This window comes from Pseudomonas sp. IPO3774, assembly GCF_013386835.1.
Classification (GTDB): Bacteria; Pseudomonadota; Gammaproteobacteria; order Pseudomonadales; family Pseudomonadaceae; genus Aquipseudomonas.
The window spans coordinates 47,155-57,421 of sequence record NZ_JACAQY010000069.1 but is presented as its reverse complement, the minus strand read 5'-3'; the positions used below and the strand labels follow the sequence as shown (position 1 = coordinate 57,421).

Annotated in this window: 9 protein-coding genes; 7 read left to right on the top strand and 2 right to left on the bottom strand. The window is 62.9% G+C overall.

Annotated elements, in window-relative coordinates:
- Nucleotides 1-71: 71 nt before the first annotated feature.
- Complete coding sequence (locus HYE77_RS30690) at nt 72-524, bottom strand: winged helix-turn-helix domain-containing protein (protein WP_087694810.1); 453 nt, start codon at nt 522-524, stop codon at nt 72-74.
- Between the two features lie 72 nt (nt 525-596).
- Nucleotides 597-3,815, bottom strand: coding sequence for a type III effector HrpK domain-containing protein (locus HYE77_RS30685; RefSeq protein ID WP_003207275.1), 3,219 nt, complete (start codon nt 3,813-3,815; stop codon nt 597-599).
- 564 nt (nt 3,816-4,379) lie between these two features.
- On the opposite strand from HYE77_RS30685, the gene HYE77_RS30680 reads away from it, so the two are divergent.
- The 7 genes from HYE77_RS30680 to HYE77_RS30650 all read left to right on the top strand — a co-directional run bounded on the left by HYE77_RS30680 (nt 4,380) and on the right by HYE77_RS30650 (nt 10,077).
- Nucleotides 4,380-4,541 (top strand): hypothetical protein, encoded by a 162-nt coding sequence (locus tag HYE77_RS30680; RefSeq protein ID WP_003207273.1) that lies wholly within the window; start codon nt 4,380-4,382, stop codon nt 4,539-4,541.
- A gap of 115 nt (nt 4,542-4,656) precedes the next feature.
- Nucleotides 4,657-5,550 carry an FHA domain-containing protein gene (locus HYE77_RS30675; protein WP_177070351.1) on the top strand — a complete coding sequence of 298 codons (894 nt, stop codon included), beginning with the start codon at nt 4,657-4,659 and terminating at the stop codon, nt 5,548-5,550.
- Nucleotides 5,551-5,578: 28 nt separating this feature from the next.
- A complete protein-coding gene (locus tag HYE77_RS30670) occupies nt 5,579-5,935 on the top strand; it encodes a hypothetical protein (protein WP_003207269.1) in 357 nt (118 codons plus the stop codon).
- Entirely contained in the window at nt 5,935-6,270 is a 336-nt protein-coding gene (locus HYE77_RS30665) for a lipopolysaccharide assembly protein LapB (RefSeq protein WP_087694813.1), read from the top strand. The genes HYE77_RS30670 and HYE77_RS30665 overlap by 1 nt, the downstream gene beginning before the upstream one ends.
- Nucleotides 6,267-8,405, top strand: coding sequence for a type III secretion system export apparatus subunit SctV (gene sctV, locus HYE77_RS30660; RefSeq protein WP_008433174.1), 2,139 nt, complete (start codon nt 6,267-6,269; stop codon nt 8,403-8,405). The genes HYE77_RS30665 and sctV overlap by 4 nt, the downstream gene beginning before the upstream one ends.
- Nucleotides 8,402-9,682, top strand: a complete 1,281-nt coding sequence (locus HYE77_RS30655; RefSeq protein WP_003207263.1) for a type II and III secretion system protein family protein — start codon at nt 8,402-8,404, stop codon at nt 9,680-9,682. Before sctV ends, HYE77_RS30655 begins: the two co-directional genes overlap by 4 nt.
- Before the next feature lie 14 nt (nt 9,683-9,696).
- Entirely contained in the window at nt 9,697-10,077 is a 381-nt protein-coding gene (locus HYE77_RS30650) for a hypothetical protein (RefSeq protein ID WP_003207261.1), read from the top strand.
- Nucleotides 10,078-10,267 lie beyond the last annotated feature (190 nt).

The window sequence follows — 10,267 nt, the reverse complement described above, 5'->3', positions numbered from 1 at the left end:
AGCCGCTGTAAGAGCGGAACCGATATAAGCCATCACCCAAATAATGGATATGCCCCCGATCCAAATCCCCCTCAACTGTTAAGCCTCTCCTGCCGCACGCCGAACACCGGCTTCACCTCACCCCCCAAACAGCGGCGACAGCTATAAACCCCCAACACCACCGGCTTTTTCTGCTCCCCACGCTCCACCCAGGTCGGCGCAACAAACCGATACCCCTGGCCCGTCGCCGTCGCGATATACACCGAATCATCATCCCCCAACGCCCGGCGGATCGCCTTGATCTGCGCCCGCAGGTTGCACTCTTCCACCACCAACCGTGGCCAGGCGATGTCCAGCAATTGGGTCTTCTCCAACAGCTCACCAGGCCGCGAAGCGAGGGCAATCAGCAACGTCAGGGCCCGACTCCCCAGGCTCACCGGCTCACCGTTTTTCAGCAGCAGATGACGTCGGGGCAGCAGTTGATAAGGGCCAAAGTGGATTTCAATAGCGCTGTCTTCAAGGTGGCCGCGGTGTGAATACGTCATGTGATTAACCTTTGTGCATGTTCAAAAACACAACCCCGCGCGGCTCCCTTCGCGCAAGGCTGCAAGGGAAGGTCAGGTGTTGATCGCCGGGATCGGGTCTTCAGGATAATCACCCGGCTCCGTAGGCCCGCCAGTCAAGCCGTATTGCTTGAGCACCGGCGCAAGCTGGCCATAGAACGCGTCCTGCGCCTTGCCATGGGCATCAGCCAGGGCGAAGGGCAGGAACGCGCTGCCGATCCCGCCAAGGATCGCCGTTGCCCCGCCGAGGATCCCGCTGATGGTCCCGGCCACCGCGCCGATTTCCGTGGCCCCGTACAACCCTGCCCCGGCTTCCACCAACCCGGCCACCGCCGCACCCGTACCCAGCACGCCGGTGGCCACCGAGAAACTGCCGCTCAGGTAGTCGCCTTTTTTCAACGAGTCGACACCGCCAATCACCCCGATCACACCGCCGATAATCCCGCCCGCCGAACCGATGATCTTGCCGGCCGCACCGAGGTTGGCGATTTGCTGCGGACTCAGCGGACCCTTGCCCACCGGCACCTTGCCGGGGAAGTCACCGATGGTGCCGCCATCCGGGCGGTTGACCCAGGTGATGCCGTAACCCGCTTCCTTGGCGTATTTGGTACCGCCCTCCATCAACAGCCCGGCAAATTGCAGCCCGGCGGATACCCGGTTCGCGTCCGCCACCGGCGTGTTGCTGCCGCTGGCCGAACGGGCCATCAGCACGCCGCTCATCAGCACTGCGCTGCCGATGTGCAACAGGCCTTGCTTGAATGCCGGGCTGACGTCGCCGAACTTCATGCCTTCGATGGCCTTGGGCAGTGCGTCGGCGATCTTGTTGCCCTGGCGCCCGATGTCCCATACCGAACGCAGCATCGACACCACTTGCGCCGGGTCGATCTTGCCGCCATCCGAGGTGACGAACATCTCTGGATCTTTTTGCTGGGCGTCGTTGATCGCGGCAGTGACCTTGGCTTCGTCGAAGTTGCCCTTGCCGTCACCCAGGGTGATGTTCAGGGTGTCGGTGGTGGCGCCGCCGAGCAGGGCGTCGCCAAGGGCTTCGTTGAAATTCACCTGCAAGGTGGCGGCGTCATCCGCCGAGGCCTTGTCGCCGAGGAAGGCCTGGGCCGAGGCCGTGCTGGCGGCGAAGCTGCTGGCCGCCACGGTGGGGTCCATGCCGCCGGCCACCGCGTCGGTAAAGGCCTTGCCGGTCACCAGTTGGTTTTTGTAGTACTGCTGGATGTTGTCGCTTTGCCCGGCCTTGTCGGCGATACCGGTCAGGTCCACATGGCCGTTGCCCCCCAGCGCCAGGTTGGCGATGGTCGTATCGTTGGCCGCGTTTTGCAGGCCCATGCCCATGTCGATCTGCTTGCCGTTCTGGTCCTTGGCGTTGAGATTGTCGGTGAGGTTTTTGCCGGTCTCGATGTCGTCGGTGTAGTAGTTCTGCATCGCGACTTTCATCGCCGGGTTGCTGTCGACGATGTCGGCCAGTGCCGGGCCGCGATTGTTTTGCAGGAAGCCTTGCACGTCCGGGTCGGCCGAGAGGGTTTCGATGCCGCTTTGCAGCTGTGCCTTGATTTTGTCTTCGTTGGGGTTCAGGCCGTAGTGGGGCGAGGTGTACTTGTCCATCAACCCGGCGTGGGGCACGTAGTCGCTGACCAGCAGGCGGGTTTGTGCATCGGTCAACTGCACCAGCACCGCGGCTTTCTGTTCGCCGCTGTAGTTCTGCGGGTTGGCCAGGATGTCGGCGGTCAGGCCCGAGGTGTCGACGCCGGCGACGGCATCACGAGTGGCGGCACCGTCGAGGAAGGTCAGGGTGTCGCTGTCGGTTTTCGGCGCCTGTTTTTCGAGCCAGGCGCCGATGTTGTCGCGGGTGCCGATGCCGTCCGACTTGCCGGTGGCGGGGTTGTCGCCGCCGGTTTCCAGGGCGTGGAACATCCCGGGTCTGGACCACATGGCCGCCGCGCCGGTCAGCTCGGTGCTCAGGGCCGAATCGCTGCCCAAGGCTTGCAGGTTGTCGCTGCGCAGCATGCCGTCGTTGCTGCGCTGGTTGGCGTCACCGGGGCGCATCGCCGGACCTGCGCCAGCGGCCAGGCTCTCGTTGGCCATCAGGATTGCCGCCGACTTGGCATTCGCCTTGGCCAGGTCACCGGGTTTGCTGCCGAGGAAACTGCCATAGGATTTCGACGCGGCGCCGAGGTCCTTGCCGGCGTTGTCGATGAAATGGTCGACATCGGAATGGGTGATCACATTGTCGGCCTTGCCACGCCCGCCGGTATCCAGCGCGGCCATCAGGCTCGGGCTGCTGGCCACGTACTTGAGTACGGCCTGGGCCTCGGGGGGGAGTGTCGTGGGTGGGTTGGCGAAGTCGATCGGCGCGCCATGCAGGCCCCAGGCGTCCCAGTTTTGCGAGAGCAATTGCGCGGCCGCCTTGGGCCGGTTCAGGTCGAGTTCTTCCTTGGTCGGCGTGCCGCTGGTGTTGCCGGTGATGGTGTCCCAGTCCTTGGCACCCGACACGCCAAACGATGAGGTGTCGATCCAGGACGTGTCCGAGGCGCCCGCCGCGCCGGTGCTGCCGGCATACAGTTTGGCCACCTGGTCGTACAGCGCGGGGGTGATGTCCTGGGACACGATCACCTTGTCGCCCGACGCCGTGGTATAGCGAATCAGGCCCGGGCCGACTTCTTCGGGCGGGCCGATATTCGCTGCCGGGTCCATGGTTTCCATGGGGCCGGCCAGGCGGTAGCCCTCGGCCTGGCTGGCATTGATCGCAAAGAGCTTGGCCGAGTCGCCGCTGACCTGGGCGAACAGCGCGGGTGTTTCCTTCTGGCTGACCACGATTTTGTCGCCGGCACTGGTCTCGTAGCGGATCAGTCCCGGGCCCAATTCGGTGGTACTGCCGATCGCCTTGTAGTTGCCCAGGCCAGGCGCCACGGTGCTGGCGTCTGCCTCCTTGTAGCCGGCGCCTTTGCTGTCGGCCAGATTCTTCTCAAGGGTCGCGTCGCTTTGCTGTGCGTTGTACTGGTTGACCAATTGCTCAAACAGCCTGGGGTTGTCGATCTGCTTGAGGGTCACCGGTTTGTCGCTGCCCAGCGGGGTGTAGGTGATGCTGTTGTTCACCGGTGCCTGCACGTTCTGGTACGGCAGCGGAATGGACGGCCCGCGGATTTTCGAGGGGTCGAATACCGGCTTGTCGACGGCGGTGAACAGGGCTTTTTCGAACGTGCTCCGGGAGCCATCCGGGCCTTTGTTGTCGGCAGGGTCAAGGCCATTCGGGATCGCAGTCATAGATCACCTGGAAGTTGTTTTATATCAGTCGATATTTAGTGCAAGTGCACTAACTGGGGCGGGCGAAAGTTGCGAAGTGTTATTGGGTTAACCCGCGCCGAGCTATCAAACGCGATGATCAAGTCGGTTTTGTTACAAATGGAAATATCTGCAAAGTTGGGCAAATGGCTATTAGTTAAAAGTGTGAAGTTGTCGGATTTATTTTCTGGAATTGTTGAGTGATCAACGTTTTTACCCAGGGGTAACGGGCTCGTAAATTGTTCGAGTTGGTTCGTTTTTCAGGTTGTGCCCCCCGTAAACATTGGGTCTCGTCGTGTATTGGTTTTTTAACAAAAGTTCCACGCCCGCGCGGCGATGAGATTTTCTCAACGGCATGTTGAGCCGGATTTTTCACAGCACCTGCCATGAACGTTTCACAAGCTTTCACAGCGAAGGCGTTTTGTTCGTGAGTAGTATGGTTCCCATGCAAACCGACGGCTGCATGGCCAACTCACTGTCTGACGCTGGGAGTTTGTTTCGGTTTGCATGCGGCTTAACTTCCCTATCGATGCAAGGAGATTGAACATGGCTACTACTCCACCAGTAAGTGCAGGCGGCGCCGACGACGCTATCGCGAAGATGGAAGCAACTTTCAACATGGCCATCGAGAAGTCGGCCAAGATCACCGAGATCAGCACCGCGAAAAAAGCAGAGCTCGACGCCACCAAACAGCGTCCGCAGAACTGATTCGCCATGCGGGCAGCGCCGGCGCTGCCCGTATACCTGCCTTACCCCGTTGCACCGTTGTTGATCGGCACAGGCGTCGTTGCGGCCTGTGATTCTCAAGGGGGCAAACCCAACCATGACAGCCTTGATTTCCCTGGGCCTGCCCGCCGCGAACGGCGCGCCGACCCTGCTCGTGACCCACGGTTTGCACCAGGGCAGTTCCCTGATGCTCGACCAGCCGGTCTACACCCTTGGCGCCGCCCTGGCGGCCGACCTCCAGCTCAGCGATCCCGGGATTGCCGAGTTGCACCTGCGCCTGCGTTTTGAAGGGGCCCAGGTGGCCGTCGAGGCCCTCGGCGGCGATGTACTGATCACCGGCACTGCCGGCGATATCCGTATTCCCCAAGGCAGCGGCCATCGCGCGCGGCTGCCGCTGCAACTGCGTATCGGCACGGCGGGTGTGAGCCTGGCGCTGCCGGGCAGCCCTGAAAAAACGCCTGCGACGACACGCACATTAACGCCCTGGATCATCGCCATAGCGTTGCTCTTTGTATGCGCCGGCGCCCTGGCATTTCGCAATGATCCACCGCAAGCGCAAACCGTAATGCCGGTTGCCGAAACAACCGCAGCCAAGCCTTCCCGTGCCGAGGCCAAGGCCTGGTTCGAAGGGCAATTGCAGGCCGCCCACCTGGACGCCGTGAAGGTCAACGACATCGATGGCCAACTCAACGCCGTCGGCTCCTTTGAGCGCGCGCAAAAGCCTCAATGGGTCGCCCTGCAACAAGCCTTCGACCAGCGTTACGGCCAGCAGATCGTGCTCAACCCGCGGGTCGCCGTGCGTGCAGATGCGGCCCGGCCAAGGGTGCGCTTTCAAGCCGTGTGGTTCGGCGCCAACCCCTACGTGATCAATGACAGCGGCAAGCGCCTGTACCCCGGCGCGGCCCTGGCGGACAACTGGGTACTGGAGCGCATCGAGAACAACCAGGTGATCCTCGCCCGTGGCGAAGAACGCTTCACCTTCACCCTATGACGCTGCTTTTTTCAGCTAAGGCCCCGGGATGAAAGTCGAACCCCGTCCGTTGATTCCCAGTGACGTGCGCAGCGCGCCGGTCGAGGCGATCCGCCCGGTCAACTCGCGTCAGGCCACGGCTTTCGAAGCGTTGCTGAAAACCCGCAAGGTCCAGTCCCGCCGCTCCCTGCGCAGTGACCTGGAAGAACTCACCAGCGCCGCTGGTGTCGACTCGCTGCTGTTCGGCAGCGCACGTTCCCTGGAACTGCTGGAACACGTGATGCAGCACCTGTTGCCGAACCTCGACGCCGAGCCGCAGATCAAGGCGCTGGCCCATGACCTGATCAGCGAGGAAATCGAGATGCGCCGCACCCTCGAACAACAACGCTCGGAGGTCCAGGCCTGATGCCCCGGGACAACGACGACGCGGTGCAATTGCTCAAGGGCATTGGCGAGCTGTACCGGCGCAACGGCCAGTCCCAGCGCGCGCTGGTGATGTTGCTGATTGCCGTGAGTGTCGCGCCCGACGATGGCCAACTGTTGCGCTCGCTGGTGCTGGCGTTCACCGACAGCGGCGACTTCACCCGCGCACTCGCGGCCCTGGATCGGCTGGTCGCGCTGGAGGGTGAGTCTGCCAGCCTGTTGCTGCTGCGTGCCCGGGCGCTGTGGTACGGCGAACGCAAGGACGAAGCGCGCCAGTGCTTCAAACGCTACCTCGCTGCACGGAGAGCCGCGCCATGAACCTGCTCAATCGCCTGAACGGCATCGCGCGCATGGCCGCCCAGCGTACCGACGTGATCATCGTCGCGTTCATGCTGATGGCGATCGTGATGATGATCATCCCGCTGCCTACCTACCTGGTGGACATGCTGATCGGCTTGAACATCGCCCTGAGCATCCTGATCCTGATCGTGGCGTTCTACATCGGCCACTCGGTGGAATTCTCCGCGCTGCCGCCGCTGATCCTGCTCAGCACCCTGTTTCGCCTGTCGCTTTCGATCACCACCACCCGCTTGATTCTGCTGCACGGCGACGCCGGCCATATCGTCAAGGCCTTCGGTGACTTCGTGATTGCCGGCCAGGTGGTGGTGGGCATGGTGGTGTTCCTGATCATCACCGTGGCGCAGTTCGTGGTGATCACCAAGGGCGCCGAGCGGGTCGCGGAAGTGGCGGCGCGCTTCACCCTGGATGCGATGCCCGGCAAACAGATGAGCATCGACAACGACCTGCGCAACGGCGATATCGACCAGGCCGAAGCCCGCCGCCGGCGCTCACGCCTGGAGCGCGAGAGCCAGATGTTCGGCGCGATGGACGGGGCGATGAAGTTCGTCAAGGGCGATGCGATTGCCGGGTTGGTGATCCTCGCGGTCAACCTGCTGGGTGGCATGCTGATCGGCATGATCGAGCGCGACATGGCCTTCGGCGCGGCGGTGCACACCTATTCGCTGCTGACCGTGGGCGACGGTTTGATCGCACAGATCCCGGCGCTGCTTATCTCGGTAGCGGCGGGCACCGTGGTGACGCGGGTCAACAGCGACGGCGAAGCGGGTGACCTCGGCAGCGAGATTCTCAAGCAGTTGGGTGCCAGCTACCGCGCCCTCGGTTTGACCGCATTGATCATGGTGGGCGTCAGCGTGATACCGGGCTTTCCGACCTGGGTGTTCCTCGGGTTGTCGCTGGTGTTCGGTGGTGCGGCCTTCGTGATGTACCGCCGTCATACCCGTGAAAACCAGGTAGAGCCTGAAGCGCTGGTCGAGACCCTGGAACCGGTGGTTGAAGTGCAGGCCGAGCAGGATTATGGCGTGGCCCCCGACACTCGGGTATTGCTGACCCTCGGCAGTGCGTTGGCCCTCAGCGCCCCGCGCCAGCTACTGAGCCAACGCATCGAAGCGCTGTGTCACGACATTCGCAGCGACCTCGGCGTCGATATGCCGGTGCCGGGCATTCACATGGACGCCAAGGCCACGCCGGGCAGCTACCGCGTGTCACTGGAAGGCGTACCCGTCAGCGAAGGCGAGATGCCGATCAACTGCCTGCTGTTGCAGGACGATCCGGTGCATGTGCAGTTGCTGGACATCGCCACCCTGCAAGCCGATTCGCCCCTCAACGGTCGTGCCGCGCACTGGATCGAGCGTCAGCACGAAGACGCGTTGCGCAACGCCGGCATCGGTTTCCTGCTGCCGGACGAAGTCCTGCGTGGCGTGCTGGAACGCAGCCTGCGCCGCTATGCCGCGGACTTCCTCGGCATCCAGGAAACCCGCCTGCTGCTCGAACGCACCGAAGCCACCTACGGCGAACTGGTCAAGGAAGCCCTGCGCCTGGTGCCGTTGCAGCGGGTGGCCGAGACCCTGCGCCTGCTGGTGGGCGAGGGCGTGTCGATCCGCAATCAGCGGGCCTTGCTCGAAGCCATGGTGGAGTGGGGCGCGCGGGAAACCGATGCCGGCCGCCTGGCCGAACACCTGCGTGCAGGGTTGGCGCGGCAGATCAGCCATCAGTACGCCGACCGCAATCGGGTGATTGGCGCCCTGGTGCTGGCGCCGGGATTGGAAGACCAGTTGCGTGCGTCTCTGCGTCGCCAGGAGCCCAGCCGTGAAGTGATCCCCGAGGAAGTCAACCGCGCGTTGCTCGCCCAACTGCGCCAGGCCTGCGACAAAACCACTGAAGCCAACAGTGCGGTATTGCTGGTGCACCCGGAACTGCGCCGCAGCCTGCGGCGCCTGGTACTGCGCGGTGAGCTGGAGCTGGCGGTGTTGTCGTTTCGCGAACTGGCCACCGAATACAACCTGCAAGCGCTGGTGACCATCAGCCTTACCGATATCTCCAACCGCCGTGCACCTGCCGCGGCTTCCGTCACTTCCCTGGCGTCTGCCTCATGATCCGTTTTTGTCTGCTGTTGCTGACGTTGACCTCGTTTTTCTGCAGTGCCCAGGACATCGCCAACGGTGTCCAGGGGTCTATCAACCTGGCCTCCGGTGAAGGCCGGATCCTGCATTTTGTGGCCCCGGTGGAGTCGGTACTGGTGGCCGAGCCGGGGATTGCCGACCTGCAAGTGGTGTCGCCCGGGGTGATCTATATCTTCGGCAAGGCGCCGGGCAATACCAGCCTGATTGCCCTTGGCAGCGACGGCAAACAGCTTGCCAGCCTGAGCCTGGCGGTCAGTAGCGCGACCCAGGCAGTGACTGCGCCGATGCAGGAATTGCATCCCGGCAATGGCGCGCAGATCAGCGGTGCCGGTAACCGATTGATCGCCAAGGGCACGGTGCGTTCGGTTGGAGAAGCGACGGATTTGAATGCCTTGCTCAACCCACAGGGCCAGGGCTTCCAGAGCGCGGTCAACACCACTGAGTACGCCGGTGCCGCCCAGGTCAACTTGCGTGTGCGCTTTGCTGAAGTGTCCCGCTCGGAACTGCTGCATTACGGGGTTAACTGGAACGCCATGTTCAGCAACGGCACGTTCTCCTTTGGCCTGATCACCGGCGGACCGCTGGCCGCCGCCACCGCCGGTGGCCTGGCGGCAGCGGGCAGCGGTTCGGGCAATACCAATATCGACGGCATGCTCGACGCGTTGCAGGCCAACGGGATCCTGCAAATCCTGGCCGAGCCGAACATCACCGCCATGACCGGGCAAACCGCGAGCTTCCTGGCGGGCGGCGAAGTGGCGATCCCGGTACCGGTGAATCGGGACCTGGTGGGGATCGAATACAAGTCGTTCGGCGTGTCGCTGCTGTTCAACCCGACGCTGCTGCCCAACGGCCGGATCGCCCTGCAAGTGCGCCCTGAGGTCAGCAGTGTGGTGAGTGGCGGCACGGTGGATTTCGGCAATTTCCATGTGCCGTCGTTCAGTGTGCGCCGCGCCGATACGCGGGTGGAAGTGGGCAGCGGGCAGACGTTTGCGATTGCCGGTTTGTTCCAGCGTGAGAGCAGCCAGGACATCGAGAAGCTGCCGTTGCTGGGGGACTTGCCGATCCTGGGCAACCTGTTTCGCTCCAAGCGTTTTCAGCGCAATGAAACCGAATTGGTGATTTTGATTACGCCGTACCTGGTGGAGCCGGTGCGCAGTCGCACCCTGGCCACGCCGCTGGATGCGCAGCCTGCGACCGCCGCAGCGGCGGGGCCGCGCAGTGGTGGGGCGTTTGGTTTCTACATGAATTGATGAGGGGGCATGACATGAAAGTTTCGCGTTTGTTGATGTGTTTGCCCCTGTTGGTGGTGGGCTGCAAGACGCATCTGGCGCCGGTGTATTACTCGCCGCAGTATCAGGCGGACGGGGTGCCAAGCCAGTGCCAGCAGCCGCCGGCCAAGGACGAGATTGGACTGGACGAGGATTTCAAGGCGACCTTGCCGTTAGGCTGCGCCAATAATCTGAATTTGATGCAGATGGTGGAGCAGCGCCAGGATTTGAATCAGGGGCGGGCCACCGGGCCAGCGATGGCGGCGCCGGTTGGGCGGGCGGCGCAGGTGTATATCGAGGGGTTTGATCGGGAGCAGTTGCAGCGGCGTCAGGCTCAGCAAGAGGCCAAGGCGGGCGCTCCGGGAGCGGAGCAATGAACCTGCGTTCACATGTCCTCTGTGGGAGCTGGCTTGCCTGCGATAGCGGTATTCCAGGCCCAGCAGATCCATCTGCCACACCACCATCCAAATGTGGGAGCGGGCTTGCTCGCGAAAGCGGACTGATAGGCGACCCGGATCTTGAAGCTTACCGCGTACATATCCATTCCTGCGGTAACGGCCACTTAGG

Coding starts and splice junctions, on each gene's coding strand:
- HYE77_RS30690 (WP_087694810.1), bottom strand. CDS start 524: ATGACGTATTCACACCGCGGCCACCTTGAAGACAGCGCTATTGAAATC.
- HYE77_RS30685 (WP_003207275.1), bottom strand. CDS start 3,815: ATGACTGCGATCCCGAATGGCCTTGACCCTGCCGACAACAAAGGCCCG.
- HYE77_RS30680 (WP_003207273.1), top strand. CDS start 4,380: ATGGCTACTACTCCACCAGTAAGTGCAGGCGGCGCCGACGACGCTATC.
- HYE77_RS30675 (WP_177070351.1), top strand. CDS start 4,657: ATGACAGCCTTGATTTCCCTGGGCCTGCCCGCCGCGAACGGCGCGCCG.
- HYE77_RS30670 (WP_003207269.1), top strand. CDS start 5,579: ATGAAAGTCGAACCCCGTCCGTTGATTCCCAGTGACGTGCGCAGCGCG.
- HYE77_RS30665 (WP_087694813.1), top strand. CDS start 5,935: ATGCCCCGGGACAACGACGACGCGGTGCAATTGCTCAAGGGCATTGGC.
- sctV (WP_008433174.1), top strand. CDS start 6,267: ATGAACCTGCTCAATCGCCTGAACGGCATCGCGCGCATGGCCGCCCAG.
- HYE77_RS30655 (WP_003207263.1), top strand. CDS start 8,402: ATGATCCGTTTTTGTCTGCTGTTGCTGACGTTGACCTCGTTTTTCTGC.
- HYE77_RS30650 (WP_003207261.1), top strand. CDS start 9,697: ATGAAAGTTTCGCGTTTGTTGATGTGTTTGCCCCTGTTGGTGGTGGGC.